The following is a 13,408-nucleotide window of genomic DNA, read 5'->3' as shown; positions in this document are numbered from 1 at the left end:
CGACACGCGATGTCAGGAGACCAGCCCCTTGTGACCGCGCGCCAGCGCATCGACAAATGGCTGTTCTTCACGCGTGTCGCCAAGTCCCGTTCCATTGCCCAGACGCTGGTGTCCGGCGGCAAGGTGACGGTCAACGGCCAGCGCATCGCGCAACCCTCCGTCCAGGTGAAGCCCGGCGACATGGTGGCCGTCACGCTCGAGCGGCGTGACGTCGTGCTGAAGGTCGTGGCCCCCGGAGACCGGCGTGGTCCCTATGAGGAGGCAAAGCTCCTCTATGAAGATCTTTCCCCGCCCCCGCCGCCAAGAGACGGCCTGACACCGTTTGAGCAGGCGCAGCGCGCCGTTGGCACCGGACGTCCGGAAAAGAAGGATCGCCGCGCGATCGACCGGCTGATGCGCGGGCGCTCGGACCCCGATTGACGATTGGAAAATCATGCCCGCACCTGCGGCAATTTCTGCAGTCTTTGCGCTTGCAATGGGATTTTAAAGCCGTTACCTGACGTTCGAAAAAGATGGCGTCGATTGATTTGAAAATCCGCCTGTTGAACTGGAGTGCCGCATGACCTATGTCGTGACTGACAATTGCGTTCGCTGCAAATACACCGACTGTGTCGAGGTTTGCCCGGTCGACTGTTTCTATGAAGGCGAGAACTTCCTCGTCATTCATCCGGACGAATGCATCGATTGCGGCGTTTGCGAGCCGGAATGTCCGGCAGAAGCCATCAAGCCCGATACCGAACCGGGCATGGAAAAGTGGCTGAAGGTCAACACGGAATTCGCCTCCATCTGGCCGAACATCACGGTCAAGCGCGACCCGATGCCGGAAGCCGAAAAGTTTGACGGCGAAGAAGGCAAGTTCGAGAAGTACTTCTCGCCGGAGCCGGGCCAGGGCAACTGAGCCGTCCCCCAGGGCGCAACGCCCGGGAAAGAACATCACGAAGCGCGGGTGCCACCTTTTGAAGGTGGCTGCCCCGAACGCTATTCGGTTTCCATATCAAATCGTTGATTTCCTCAGTTTTTTGTGATAGGGTATAGATACTGACCCAAACGCGTGACCTTGAACGCGCCAACCACCACGAAAGCAACTGATCCTGAAAACGCGATCAAACATCTGAAAAGCAACCGTCGCGTTGCTCATGTGTTTTTGCGTTGATGGATTTTGTTTTTGCGCCGGCTGATGGGCCAGCCAGTGCCAACGACGGCCTTGCCGTCTACCCGGGCCGAACTGACCCGGCCTCGGCTCTCTCACGAGCCGGGGGAAAACAGGGAGTTTTTTTGACGCATGACGATCCAGCAGAAAAAACCGGCAGCAATCAGACACGGCTTCAAGACGGGCGAGTCCATCGTGTATCCCGCTCATGGCGTCGGTCAGATTGTGACTATTGAAGAGCAGGAAGTCGCGGGCATGAAGCTTGAGCTTTTTGTCATCGATTTCGAGAAAGACAAGATGCGGCTGAAGGTTCCGGTCGCCAAGGCCGTCAGCATCGGCATGCGCAAGCTTTCCGAGAACGACAGCGTCGAGAAGGCTCTGAAGGTTGTTCAAGGCAAGGCCCGCGTCAAGCGTACCATGTGGTCGCGCCGTGCACAGGAATACGATGCCAAGATCAATTCCGGTGACCTGATCGCAATCGCTGAGGTCGTGCGTGACCTGTACCGTGCTGAAAACCAGCCGGAACAGTCCTATTCCGAGCGTCAGCTTTATGAAGCAGCCCTTGACCGCATGGCACGCGAAATCGCCGCCGTGAACCGCACCTCCGAAACGGAAGCCGTGCGTCTGGTCGAAGCGAACCTCAACAAGGGTCCGAAGCGTGGCAAGGCCATCGAAGAGGACGACGCGCAGGAGGAAGAAGAAGCCGCATAATCTGCGACGCTTCTTTTCCGAGACGTTCAAACCCCGGTCGAAAGGCCGGGGTTTTTCGTTTGCGGTCACGCATGGTCAGCCGCGAAGCGGACCAGCTCTGGCCCAGCCACGGATGGGCTGCAGATTATTCCGAGATGATCTTGAACTTGTCGCCGGGCCGAACCGGGCTGAAGGGCGACATGGCGTTCAGAAGGCGGAAGAGATCGGGTTTGCGATCCGTGCCCATCATGCGGGCAGAGAGCGTTTCGACCGTGTCCTTCGGTCCGGCGGTGATCACCCGGACGCGCAGCGGCTTCAGCGAGGCGATCTCGCTCGGTGTCATGCGGCGGAAGGAATCGCGGATCTCGCCGGCCACCTCTTCGAGCTTCGCATCCCCCTTCGGCACGGCCGTGAGGAACCGATAGATCTGCGAGCCGGAGCGGATGACGGTGACGTCGAAATCCCACTTCTGGGCCGAGGCGCGGGCGGTGGCGCCGTCCATGCCATTGACCTTGATCGACCGGATGGACGTCTTGTCGAGCCCCGTGACCCAGCCGCTGGCGATATAGTCGGTGAGCGAGATCTGGGCCTGGCCGGAGACGCCATCGAACCGCACCGCGATATCGCCGGGCCCGGTGGCCAGAACCGCTTCCGCCTTGTTGTCGATCTGGAACCCGTCCGGCACGTCGAAGCGGATGCCGAGATTGGCATGCAGGAAGGTCGTGCCGCGCACATAGCCTTCCTTCGGGCTGTCGCCGAACAGAAGGCCGTCGATGCCGGAGAGATAGTAGTCGCGCCCCTTGTCGCCGACCGTACCCTCCTGGCCGAAGCGGCGGGCATGCTGGCGCGCCAGTTCCACGCGCTGCGGCGCGCTCGGATGGCTGGAGAGGAAGTCGAGGCTCTGGTCGTCGCCGTTGACGGCGGTGAAGCGGCCGTAATTTTCCATCGAGGTCAGGAAGCGCGCGGCGGCGTAGGGGTCATAACCCGCCTCGCCCAGCATGCGCACGCCGATCTCGTCGGCCTGGAGTTCCTGGTTGCGCGAGAAGGCGGCAAGGCGCAGCTTGCCGCGGGCAATCGCCTGCTGGCCGGCCATGTCGTTCTGCAGAACCTCGGAGACCACCTGGCTTGCGATCTGCTCGGCCTCTTCCTTCTGCTGACGCAGGATGCCGTGATTGGCCGTGACGTGGGCCATTTCATGCGCCAGAACGGCCGCCACTTCCGAGGCATCGTTGGCGAGCGCGAGAAGACCGCGCGTCACATAGAGATAGCCGCCCGGCAGCGCAAACGCGTTGATGGCGGGAGAATTGAGAATGGTGATGCGATAGGACTGTTTCGGGTTTTCCGAAACGGCGGTCAGCGAACCGGCAATGCGGGCGACCAGCTTTTCCGTCTTCTCGTCATTATATTCGCCGCCATAGGTGGCCAGAATGCGCGGATGCTCCCGCGCGCCCATCGAGGCGTTCGGATCGTTCTTCTGCGCTTCGGAAAAGACCTGCGGATTGCTCGACGGGCCGATGGCGTTCGCACTTGCGGCCGAGTCGGCGACGATGCTCTGGCACGAGGAGAGGGCAATGCTTGCGGACAGCATGACGACAAGCGGCACCCGTCTGGCGAGGCCTGCGGGCAGGTGACGCGCCCTGACGCCTTCAGCAAACAAAAACAATGCCTTGTTCATCTCGCTCCGCATTCCCGCCTGAAGCCCGCCAGCACGAGCCTCAACGGCCCAGTCTTCGCTTTTGCAGCATGGCAAGCCCGGTCTAACCGATTGACCCTCGGTTGCATAGACTTTTACACAGAAAAATGCCGCAGATTTGCCCTCTGTTGCAGAGCCGCATCGCATCCCCGCCTGTCGGAATTGCGACGCGTCAGCCGCCCTGCGGAACAGGCAGGTCCGCGATCGCCCCTTGCGCCGCGACATGGCCGGCCTCGACGAGGATGAACCGGTCCGCAAGCCGCCGCGCCTCGTCGCGATCATGCGTGATCATCAGGACGGTGAAGCCTTCGTCCCGATGCAGCGCGCCGAGCAGATCGCCCATCTGGTGACGCAGTTCGGGATCGAGCGCGGCGAAGGGCTCGTCCAGCAGCATGATCGGCCGCTTGCGCACCAGCGCACGGGCAAAGGCCGCCCTCTGCCTTTCACCGCCCGAAAGCGTGCCGGGCATGCGCTTTTCGAAACCTGAAAGACCGACGCGGGACAGCGCCGATGACACCGCCGCCCGGCCAACCGTATCCAGCCGCAAGGACGGGCTGACACCGAGCGCCACATTGGTGAAAATATCGAGATGGGCGAAGAGATTATTGTCCTGAAACACCAGCGAGACGGGCCGCTTGCCCGGCGGAACGGAGGCCATGTCCTGCCCGCCGATCAACACGCGGCCCTCATCCGGCGCCTCGAAACCGGCGAGAATGTTGAAGAGCGTGCTCTTGCCCGCGCCCGATGGCCCGGTGACTGCAACGAAGGCGCCGGCAGGAACCACGAGATCGAAGCCGAAACGGTGGTCGCCGAGCGTGAGACCGACGCCCGAAACTTCGATGGCCTGCATCATCGCCCCGCCTCCCCTTGCCGCCGGTCGGACGGTGTGCCGAGCACGGCAAAGGCCATGCAGACGGCGGCCAGAATGAGCGTCAGCGCCGCGGCATCCGTGGTGCGATAGCTGCCGAGCCGCGCGTAGATCAGCCAGGGCAACGTCACGAAGCCTTCGCCGCCGAACAGCGCCACCGCCCCGAGATCACCGAGCGACAGCGCCAGCGCAAAGAAGAACGCCATCAGCAACGGCCGCGACAGCGCCGGCGCGTCGATGATGCGCAGCCGCTGAAAGCCGGTGAGGCCAAGGCTTTGCGACAGCCGCCGGGTCCGTTCGAAATGGCTCAGCACCGCCGGCTGCAGGACCCGCAGCGAAAAGGGCAGCGCCATCAGGGCATTGATCACCGCGACAAGCACATAGGGCGCAAACCCGCCGCCGCCCTTGAGCCACAGGAACCACCCGGTCGACAGCACGATGGGCGGCGTGAGCAGGATCAGCGACCCGCCCGCGTCGAGCCCGCCGGCAAAGACGCGGCTTGCCGTCGAAATCCGCGCCACCGCAATCAGCCAGGAGAGGATGAGCGCCAGAAGCCCGGCCGAAAGCCCGAGCGCAGCACTGGTCGACAGCGCCCGCCAGAACAGCGGATCGGCCAGAAGATGCGGAAAATCCGCCCGCAATCCATCGACCAGGATCGCCACGAAGGGCGCACCGCAGAAGATGAGAAAGACAAGAATGACCGCGCCATCCCAGACCTTCGAAACCAAAGAGCCGCCATCGAACCGGCGGATGCCCGCCCCCTGCTGGGCGCGCTCTTCCGCCGGCGTCGGAAAGGCCGCCAGGAAGAGCAGGACGAGGCCGGTCAACACGACCTGAACCAGAACCAGAAACACCGCCCGCCCCGGCTCGAAATCGAATTTCAGCGCCTGATAGATCGCCACTTCCAGCGTGGTCGCCGCCGGCCCGCCGCCAAGCGTCAGCACCAGCGTGAAACTCGTGGCGCAGAGCATGAAGATCAGCCCCGCCACACCCGGCAGCGCCGCCATCAGCGCCGGCCCCTCGACCAGGCGGAAGAGCGAGACGCGGCCGAGACCGAGATTGGCGGCAAGCTTCCAATAGGTCGGGGGAAAGCGGTCGAGCGCTGCTGTGAAGAGACGGGCGGCAAGCGGAATATTGAAGAATGTATGGGCAACCAGAATACCCGTCATTCCATAGACATTGAACTTGGTCGCAACGCCGAAGAAAGATAGCACACTATTGAATACACCTTCCCGCCCCCAGACGGCCAGCACACCGAAGGCGGCCGCAAGGGCCGGAAGCCCCATGGGCGCGGCCATGAAGCGGAGCAGCCAGACGCGGCCCACAAGCTGCGGCCGACGCGCGACGGACAGCGCCACGACCGCGCCGAAGACGACCGAGAGCAGCGTCGAAAGCGAGGCCTGAAGCAGCGTGAATTTGAGCACGCCGACAATCTGCGCATCCAACCCGCCGGCACTACCAAAGCGAAGCAGCGGGACAAGCGCCAGCGCGACAAAGCCGAGAATGAAGGCGAGCGCCAAGGCCCCGCCCATCCGCTCCCCGGTCATGCCGCGCTGAGGCCTCATCTCAGGTCCTTACTTCGCGCCCATGGCGGCAACCCATTCGGCCACCCAGGCCTTGCGGTTCTTCTCGACCTCGTCCGGCGACATCAGGAATGTCTTGGCCGGCTGCACCAGCTTGTTGAAGGCTTCGGGAAGCGGCTGGTCCATCTTGGCGGCCGGCAGCATCCAGTTGGTCGTCGGAATGATATCCTGGAATGCCGGGCTCACCATGAAGGAGAGGAAGGACTTGGCCAGCGCCGGGTCCTTCGACGTTGCTGTCATGCCCGCCACTTCCACCTGGATATAATGACCTTCCGAGAAGCTTGCGGCCTGATAGCGCGTGGTCTTTTCTTCGATCTCGTGATAGGCGGGCGAGGTCGTGTAGGAGAGCACCATCGGCGCTTCGCCCTTGGTGAAGAGACCATAGGCCTCCGACCAGCCGGGCGTCACGGTCAGGACGCGCCTGGAGAGCTTCTTCCAGGCGTCGCCTGCCTTGTCGCCATAAACCGACTTCATCCAGAGCAGCAGGCCGAGACCCGGCGTCGAGGTGCGCGGGTCTTCAATGACGATCTTCTCGTCCGGATTGCCGTTGACCAGTTCATCGAGGCTCTTCGGCGGCGTCTTCAGCTTTTCCGTGTCATAGACCACGGCGAAATGGCCGTAATCGTAAGGCAGGAAGACATCATCCTTGAAATCGCCCGGCACCTTGACGGCAGAAGCATCAACGCCGCTCGGCGCGAACAGCCCGGTCGCCTTGGCATCCGCCACGAGGCCGGTGTCGAGACCCAGCACGATATCGGCCTTGGTGTCCTTGCCTTCCAGCTTCAGCCGGTTCAGCAGCGCCACGCCATCTTCCACCGAGACGTAATTGACCGTGCAGCCGCAGGTCTTCTCAAACGCCGCCTTGACCTTCGGCCCCGGTCCCCATTCGGCCGTGAAGCTCTCATAGGTATAGACGTTCAGCACCTTGTCGGCCGAGAAGGCGGATGTTGAGGAAAGAAGTGCGGCCACGGCCGCCAGAAGAACTGTCTTGCGCATCTGCGCCTCCTTGCGTTTTTAAATACAGGGGAAGAGGCGCTTGATCTCGAGCCGTCTAATCCCTCCGCCGGTGCTAACCGGATCAGGTTCTTCGGGTTGGCGTTGAAGCCTCTCAGCCATTTCAGACGAAACAGCACCCCGTTAGAGCGCTTTGACATGTAAGGGCTGGCGGGAATTGTGACAAGGTTTTTGTGGGGCGGACGCGGTGGGTGTGCCTTACGCAGGTGCGTCAAGGTGAGGTGGGGCCGGTGCCTCCGGCCGATCTCCCCCCTTGCGGGGGAGATGCCCGGCAGGGCAGAGGGGGGTATGGTGCGGCATGCTCTGTCCCCATTGACGTTCTTCCGTGTGGCTCACCCCCCTCTGTCAGCTGCGCTGACATCTCCCCCACAAGGGGGGAGATTGACGTCGTGCCTCTTGCTCCGCCCTCATCCTGAGGTGCCGCCCGCAGGGCGGCCTCGAAGGATGCGCTTGTGGCGCGGGGCCCTTGAGCGTGTGGCTTTGACCCTTCGAGGCCTGCGCCTTGCGCAGGCACCTCAGGGTGAGGTCTCACGGGTGGGCACGTCAAAATCCCCGGGAAAAACCTTCCCCGAGTTTCACTCCGGTCTAACCGCCTCCGTCCCTTTCTCTGGACATCAGCTTCCGGAGAGCCACGCTGACGCGCCGCCCTGATGGGTAGTTTAAAAATAACGGCGGAGCGCCAGCGCGACCCGTCGAGATCTGCAAGGCAGGGCCTCATCCGACCCTGATCCTCAAACGCGGGCCGCCTCGCTAAGCCGTCTGCGGAGGCAGACGGGTTCTTTGGCGCAGCCAAGCCGCCGAGCCATTCGCGGCCCATCGGGGGAAACGTTTCGTCGGGATTTTTGCCCCAACGCTGCCCGCGTCCCCTGATGACATCTCCCGCACGTTACGAGGGATGCCACCAGGCTCTCCTCCCGCCTGGGCCAGTCGTCGCTGGTCCATCCGGTGGCGGGAGGGCTACAGGATAATGGATACCGCAGAGAGGGGGGAAAACGGTGTGGCATCCGCCCGCCTCTACCCAACGGGGAGAGGAAGGAAAATCAGCATCTTAGCGGGACGCTAAGTGCCAGATTTTCCAGGTGAGGGGGCCATTTTGTCCCCGCCGCTCACCACAAGTTCCCCCTCACCAAGCTCGCCACACCAATCGCCTTCGGCTCTTGGGGCGAGCTATCCTCTCCCCGATGGGGCGAGGAGGTGCCGCGCCGTCTTGCCCCGCCAATCCAAACTGCGACATCACCGTCTTTCTCAGACCATTCCCCCAAACGCACGCTCCCCAGCCCAAGCCAGACCTTATTATCCAACCCTCCCGAAACATCCCCTCACGCTTTACCCTTCCGGGCGGGCCGGTTTTCGGCTATCAGCGCCAGTCATGAGCCTTTTCACCCTTCTCCTTGGCGGCGACCTCGCCATGACCGACCGACTTGCCGCCCAGGTGGCCGGCACGCGCGTGATTGCGGCCGATGGCGGGATGCGCCATGCGGCGGCGCTGAAGCTGACGCCGGAACTCTGGGTCGGGGATTTCGATTCCGCGCCGGAAACGCTGCTTGCCGAATGGCAGGGCATCGAGCGCCAGCCCTATCCGCGCGCCAAGAACGCCACCGATGGCGAGATTGCGGTGGATACCGCCATTGCCCGGGGCGCGACATCGCTCGTCATTGCCGGCGCGCTGGGTGGCGAACGCACCGACCACGCCGTCATGCATCTGCTGCTCGCCCTGTCTCTCGCCGAGCGCGGCATCCCGACGCTGTTGACGACCGGCGAGGAAGAGGCGCAGGCCCTTCTCGGCGGCACCTTGCGAATTGATCTGCCGAAGGGCGCGCTCTTCTCGATCCTGCCCTTTTCTGCGCTTTCGGGCCTGACGATCGAAGGCGCGCGCTATCCGCTCGACCGCGCCGAGATCGGCAATGGCTCGTCGCGCACTGTTTCCAATGTCGCCGAAGGTCCGGTGACGATTACGCTTCAATCCGGCCGCGCGATGGTCATCGCAAGGCCCGCAGACATGTCTGGAGGCTAAGATGGCCCCGCCGATCCTGAAACTCGATGATATTTTCTTAAGCTTCGGCGGTTCGCCGTTGCTGGCCGGCGCCAACCTGCAGGTGGAGCCGGGCGACCGCATCTGCCTTGTCGGCCGCAACGGCTCGGGCAAATCGACGCTGATGAAAATCGCTGCCGGTCTTGCCGAGGCCCAGAGCGGCGAGATCTTCCGCCACCCCTCGGCCACCATCCGCTATCTGGAACAGGCCCCGGATTTCGGCAGCCACAAGACCGTCGAGGCCTATGCAATGTCGGGCCTCGGACCGGGCGACGATCCCTATCGCGTCACCTATCTGCTCGAGCATCTGGGCCTTCAGGGCGACGAGAACCCGGCCAACCTCTCCGGTGGTGAAGCCCGACGCGCGGCACTCGCCCGCGTGCTGGCCCCCGAACCCGATATCCTGCTGCTGGACGAGCCCACCAACCATCTCGACCTCAACACGATCGAATGGCTGGAAGGCGAACTCACCCGCAGCCGCTCCGCCATCGTGCTGATCTCGCACGACCGTCGCTTTCTGGAGAAAGTCTCCAATGCCACCGTGTGGCTCGATCGCGGCACGGCGCGCCGGCTCGACCGCGGCTTTGCCCATTTCGAGGAATGGCGCGATCAGGTTCTCGAACAGGAAGAGCTGGAACAGCACAAGCTCGGCAAGGCGATCGAGCGCGAGGAACACTGGCTGCGCTATGGCGTAACCGCGCGCCGCAAGCGCAATATGCGCCGGCTTGGCGAATTGCAGACCATGCGCAAGGACTATCGCGGCCACAAGGGACCGCAGGGCACGGTGCAGGCAAGCGTCACCGACGCACGCGAATCCGGCAAGCTGGTCATCGAGGCCGAAAAGATCACCAAGACCTATGGCGAGCGCTCCATCGTTGCGCCCTTCTCGATCCGTGTCCATCGCGGCGACCGCATCGGCCTGATCGGCCCGAACGGCGCCGGCAAGACGACGCTGCTGAAGATGCTGACGGGCCAGCTGGAACCGGACACCGGCACAGTGAAGCTCGGCACCAATCTGGACATCGCGACACTCGACCAGCGCCGCGAGGACCTGAACCTGAATGATACGCTGGCGCATTATCTGACCGACGGGCGCGGCGAGAACCTGCTGGTCAATGGCGAGCAGCGTCATGTGACCGGCTATATGAAGGACTTCCTCTTCCAGCCGGAACAGGCCCGCACGCCGATCCTGCAGCTGTCCGGCGGCGAGCGCGCCCGCCTGATGCTGGCCCGCATTCTCGCGCGGCCCACCAACCTCTTGATCCTCGACGAACCGACCAACGATCTCGACATCGAGACGCTGGACCTGCTGCAGGAAATCGTCGCCGGCTTCAACGGCACCGTCATTCTCGTCAGCCACGACCGCGACTTCCTCGACCGCACCGTCACCTCGACCATTGCGCCCGCCAATCCGGACGCGCCGGACGGCCGCTGGATCGAATATGCCGGCGGCTATTCTGACATGCTGACCCAGCGCAAGGGGCTTGAGGCCGAACGGCGTCAGGCGGAAGCGAAGAAGGACAAGCCGAAGGACGAGAGCGGTGCCGCTGCGGCAGCGCCCGAAAAAGCCAAGGGGAAACTCTCCTACAAGCAGAAATTCGCGCTCGAAAACCTGCCCAAGCAGATGGACGAGGCGGAAAAGAAGGCCGTGAAGCTCGAAGAGAAGATGGCGGATGCCAGCTTCTTCACCAAGGACCCAGCCGGCTTCAGCAAGACCGCCGCAGAGCTCGAAAAGCTGCGCAACCAGATCGCCGCCTGGGAAGAGGAATGGCTGGAACTGGAAATGCTGCGCGAGGAGCTGGAGGGCTGAACCATGGCCACCGACAACGGACAACCGCCACGCGGCGGATTTGCCGGCCTGGTTCCCGAACTGCTCGTCGTAGACATCGAGGCGAGCCTGCGCTTCTGGATCGACGGTCTCGGTTTCACCATTGCCTATCAGCGGACGGAGAGCAAATTTGCCTATCTGGAGCGTCCCGAAGGGGCGCAGATCATGCTGTGCCAACGCTGGGGCAAATGGGAGACCGGCCCGATGGAAATGCCATTCGGGCGCGGCGCGATGTTTCAGATCCATGTGGAGGCCACCGAACCGGTTCAAAAAGCGCTGGAGGCTTTGGGTATTCCGCTCCATGAAGGCCCGCGCGAGGTCTGGCGCCAATGGGGTGATCGGGAAGGTGGCAATCGCGAGATTTTCGTACTCGACCCCAATGGCTATCTGATCATGATGACGGAAGAGCTGGGCGAACGACCGCTGAGCCCGAAGGACGAGGTCTGAGCGCACGCCTGTTGCCTGCTATTCGTTCAAGCTTGCACAAACCGCACATGCTCATTACCTTGCTCGCAATTTGATAAGGAGCAGGTTCGAATGACCATGCAGTTTCAAGGCACCGAGACATACGTCGCCGAGAAGGACCTGATGATTGCGGTGAATGCCGCGATCCGGCTGGAGCGTCCGCTTCTGGTCAAGGGCGAGCCCGGCACCGGCAAGACGGAGCTGGCGCGCCAGATCGCCAGCGGCCTTGGCCTGCGCATGATCGAGTGGAACATCAAATCCACCACCAAGGCCCAGCAGGGGCTTTACGAATATGACGCCGTCTCGCGGCTGCGCGACAGCCAGCTCGGCGACGAGCGCTTCAATGACATTTCCAACTATATCCGCAAGGGCAAGCTCTGGGAGGCGTTTTCCGCCGACGAGAAGACCGTGCTTCTGATCGACGAGATCGACAAGGCCGATATCGAGTTTCCGAACGACCTGCTGCAGGAACTCGACCGCATGGAATTCCACGTCTACGAGACCGGCGAGACGATCCGCGCCAGGGTGCGCCCCATCGTCATCATCACCTCGAACAACGAGAAGGAATTGCCGGACGCGTTTCTGCGCCGCTGCTTCTTCCACTATATCCGCTTCCCCGAAGCCGAAACGCTCGAGAAGATCGTCGATGTCCACTATCCCGGCATTCGCCAGGATCTGGTGCGCGCGGCCCTCACCCGCTTTTTCGAAATCCGCAACGTGCCGGGCATCAAGAAAAAGCCTTCGACCTCCGAAGCGCTCGACTGGATCCGTCTGCTCGTGGCCGACGATATCGACCCCGCCGATCTGTCGGCTGACGCCAAGACCATCCTTCCGAAACTGCACGGCGCACTGCTCAAGAACGAGCAGGACGTTCACCTCTTCGAACGCCTCGCCTTCATGTCGCGCCGGGAGAATTGATTCTTCGTCACGTTAAGACTAAATAGACTCTGGAATTCGTGGTGATTTGCCGGCCGGCTTGCAGCCACGTAAAATAAGTCGCTAAAATGGGCCCAGATGACTGAGAAGTCTGGAACCGGTAGCGATTTTCGCCGCCGGTTTTTTTGTGTTTTGAGAAGAAGAGAAGACCATGCCGATCAAGATTCCCGATGGATTGCCCGCCAAGGAAACCCTTGTCAACGAAGGCGTGCGCGTGATGACGGAGGCGGTCGCCGTCCGCCAGGACATCCGCCCGCTGCGCTTCGGCCTGCTCAATCTCATGCCCAACAAGATCAAGACCGAGCTGCAATTCGCCCGCCTCTTGGGCGCCTCGCCCTTGCAGATCGAACTGACGCTTGTGCGCGTCGGCGGCCACAAGGCCAAGAACACGTCGGAGGAGCATCTGCTCTCCTTCTACAACACCTGGGACGAGGTGAAGGACCAGAAATTCGACGGCTTCATCATCACCGGCGCGCCGATTGAAACGCTCGAATTCCAGGACGTGACCTACTGGAAAGAGATGGAACAGATCCTCGACTGGACGCAAACCAACGTCCATTCCTCCATGAATATCTGCTGGGGCGGCATGGCCGCCATCTGGCACTTCAACCGCGTGCCGAAACACACGCTCGATCACAAGGCCTTCGGCGTCTACCGCCACCGCAATCTCGCGCCAGCCTCACCCTATCTCAACGGCTTCTCGGATGACTTCCAGATCCCCGTCTCCCGCTGGACGGAGGTCCGCCGCGCCGATATCGAAAAGGTGCCGGGACTGGAAATCCTGATGGAATCGCCGGAAACCGGCGTGTGCATCGTGCATGAGCGCAAGGGCAATCGGCTCTATGTGTTCAACCATATCGAATATGATTCCACGACGCTGGCGGACGAATATTTCCGCGACGTGCAGGCAGGCTCGGCCATCGAAGTCCCGCATAACTACTTCCCGGACGACAATCCGGCCAACAAGCCGCTCAACCGCTGGAAGAGCCACGCCCATCTGCTTTTCGGCAACTGGATCAACAACATCTACCAGACAACGCCCTATGACATGGCCAGGATCGGCGAGGAAGAACACAACCCGGGATACTGATCCGGTTGTAACAGCCTTCAATTTCCATCACACTGATCGTATTGCACGATTAAATGTGA

The 13,408-nt window shown here is 62.2% G+C and carries 12 protein-coding genes and 2 riboswitches; of the genes, 8 read left to right on the top strand and 4 right to left on the bottom strand.

The features are described 5' to 3' along the window. The first annotated feature begins 9 nt into the window (after positions 1 to 9). The 3 genes from LQK84_RS17565 (at position 10) to LQK84_RS17555 (ending at position 1,861) form a co-directional block, all read left to right on the top strand. Positions 10 to 420 carry an RNA-binding S4 domain-containing protein gene (locus tag LQK84_RS17565; protein WP_230830023.1) on the top strand — a complete coding sequence of 137 codons (411 nt, stop codon included), beginning with the start codon at positions 10 to 12 and terminating at the stop codon, positions 418 to 420. Positions 421 to 559: 139 nt separating this feature from the next. After that, complete coding sequence (gene fdxA / locus LQK84_RS17560) at positions 560 to 898, top strand: ferredoxin FdxA (protein WP_112695207.1); 339 nt, start codon at positions 560 to 562, stop codon at positions 896 to 898. Positions 899 to 1,282: 384 nt separating this feature from the next. Continuing rightward, positions 1,283 to 1,861, top strand: coding sequence for a CarD family transcriptional regulator (locus LQK84_RS17555; RefSeq protein WP_230830022.1), 579 nt, complete (start codon positions 1,283 to 1,285; stop codon positions 1,859 to 1,861). A gap of 124 nt (positions 1,862 to 1,985) precedes the next feature. Here the strand turns inward: LQK84_RS17555 and LQK84_RS17550 are convergent, their stop codons facing one another. The 4 genes from LQK84_RS17550 to thiB all read right to left on the bottom strand — a co-directional run bounded on the left by LQK84_RS17550 (position 1,986) and on the right by thiB (position 6,980). Beyond that, positions 1,986 to 3,428, bottom strand: a complete 1,443-nt coding sequence (locus tag LQK84_RS17550; protein ID WP_230830074.1) for a M48 family metalloprotease — start codon at positions 3,426 to 3,428, stop codon at positions 1,986 to 1,988. Between the two features lie 277 nt (positions 3,429 to 3,705). Further along, positions 3,706 to 4,386, bottom strand: coding sequence for a thiamine ABC transporter ATP-binding protein (locus LQK84_RS17545; protein ID WP_230830021.1), 681 nt, complete (start codon positions 4,384 to 4,386; stop codon positions 3,706 to 3,708). Further along, positions 4,383 to 5,966, bottom strand: a complete 1,584-nt coding sequence (locus tag LQK84_RS17540; protein ID WP_230830020.1) for a thiamine/thiamine pyrophosphate ABC transporter permease ThiP — start codon at positions 5,964 to 5,966, stop codon at positions 4,383 to 4,385. The genes LQK84_RS17545 and LQK84_RS17540 overlap by 4 nt, the downstream gene beginning before the upstream one ends. A 9-nt stretch (positions 5,967 to 5,975) precedes the next feature. After that, positions 5,976 to 6,980 carry a thiamine ABC transporter substrate binding subunit gene (gene thiB, locus LQK84_RS17535; protein WP_230830019.1) on the bottom strand — a complete coding sequence of 335 codons (1,005 nt, stop codon included), beginning with the start codon at positions 6,978 to 6,980 and terminating at the stop codon, positions 5,976 to 5,978. A gap of 42 nt (positions 6,981 to 7,022) precedes the next feature. Next, a riboswitch (TPP riboswitch) is annotated at positions 7,023 to 7,131 on the bottom strand. Between the two features lie 1,236 nt (positions 7,132 to 8,367). Between thiB and LQK84_RS17530 the strand changes: the two genes are divergently transcribed. The 5 genes from LQK84_RS17530 to metA all read left to right on the top strand — a co-directional run bounded on the left by LQK84_RS17530 (position 8,368) and on the right by metA (position 13,349). Further along, the gene (locus tag LQK84_RS17530; protein ID WP_230830018.1) at positions 8,368 to 9,012 is read left to right on the top strand and encodes a thiamine diphosphokinase; all 645 of its coding nucleotides are present in this window, start codon (positions 8,368 to 8,370) and stop codon (positions 9,010 to 9,012) included. Between the two features lies 1 nt (position 9,013). Further along, positions 9,014 to 10,840: an ABC-F family ATP-binding cassette domain-containing protein gene (locus tag LQK84_RS17525; protein WP_230830017.1), complete on the top strand. Its 1,827-nt coding sequence runs from the start codon at positions 9,014 to 9,016 to the stop codon at positions 10,838 to 10,840. Positions 10,841 to 10,843: 3 nt separating this feature from the next. Continuing rightward, positions 10,844 to 11,305: a VOC family protein gene (locus tag LQK84_RS17520; RefSeq protein WP_230830016.1), complete on the top strand. Its 462-nt coding sequence runs from the start codon at positions 10,844 to 10,846 to the stop codon at positions 11,303 to 11,305. 96 nt (positions 11,306 to 11,401) lie between these two features. Further along, positions 11,402 to 12,241 carry an AAA family ATPase gene (locus LQK84_RS17515; protein ID WP_230830073.1) on the top strand — a complete coding sequence of 280 codons (840 nt, stop codon included), beginning with the start codon at positions 11,402 to 11,404 and terminating at the stop codon, positions 12,239 to 12,241. Positions 12,242 to 12,269: 28 nt separating this feature from the next. Next, a riboswitch (SAM riboswitch) is annotated at positions 12,270 to 12,347 on the top strand. A 63-nt stretch (positions 12,348 to 12,410) separates the two neighbouring features. Next, entirely contained in the window at positions 12,411 to 13,349 is a 939-nt protein-coding gene (gene metA / locus LQK84_RS17510) for a homoserine O-acetyltransferase MetA (protein ID WP_230830015.1), read from the top strand. Positions 13,350 to 13,408: the final 59 nt, after the last annotated feature.

The sequence above is a fragment of the Rhizobium sp. C4 genome (assembly GCF_021026315.1).
Classification (GTDB): Bacteria; Pseudomonadota; Alphaproteobacteria; order Rhizobiales; family Rhizobiaceae; genus Ensifer_A.
The sequence above is the reverse complement of the archived record's forward strand: the minus strand, read 5'-3'. Positions and strand labels throughout refer to the sequence as shown.

Coding starts and splice junctions, on each gene's coding strand:
- fdxA (WP_112695207.1), top strand. CDS start 560: ATGACCTATGTCGTGACTGACAATTGCGTTCGCTGCAAATACACCGAC.
- LQK84_RS17540 (WP_230830020.1), bottom strand. CDS start 5,966: ATGAGGCCTCAGCGCGGCATGACCGGGGAGCGGATGGGCGGGGCCTTG.
- LQK84_RS17525 (WP_230830017.1), top strand. CDS start 9,014: ATGGCCCCGCCGATCCTGAAACTCGATGATATTTTCTTAAGCTTCGGC.
- thiB (WP_230830019.1), bottom strand. CDS start 6,980: ATGCGCAAGACAGTTCTTCTGGCGGCCGTGGCCGCACTTCTTTCCTCA.
- LQK84_RS17555 (WP_230830022.1), top strand. CDS start 1,283: ATGACGATCCAGCAGAAAAAACCGGCAGCAATCAGACACGGCTTCAAG.
- LQK84_RS17550 (WP_230830074.1), bottom strand. CDS start 3,428: ATGCTGTCCGCAAGCATTGCCCTCTCCTCGTGCCAGAGCATCGTCGCC.
- metA (WP_230830015.1), top strand. CDS start 12,411: ATGCCGATCAAGATTCCCGATGGATTGCCCGCCAAGGAAACCCTTGTC.
- LQK84_RS17530 (WP_230830018.1), top strand. CDS start 8,368: ATGAGCCTTTTCACCCTTCTCCTTGGCGGCGACCTCGCCATGACCGAC.
- LQK84_RS17520 (WP_230830016.1), top strand. CDS start 10,844: ATGGCCACCGACAACGGACAACCGCCACGCGGCGGATTTGCCGGCCTG.
- LQK84_RS17545 (WP_230830021.1), bottom strand. CDS start 4,386: ATGATGCAGGCCATCGAAGTTTCGGGCGTCGGTCTCACGCTCGGCGAC.
- LQK84_RS17565 (WP_230830023.1), top strand. CDS start 10: ATGTCAGGAGACCAGCCCCTTGTGACCGCGCGCCAGCGCATCGACAAA.
- LQK84_RS17515 (WP_230830073.1), top strand. CDS start 11,402: ATGCAGTTTCAAGGCACCGAGACATACGTCGCCGAGAAGGACCTGATG.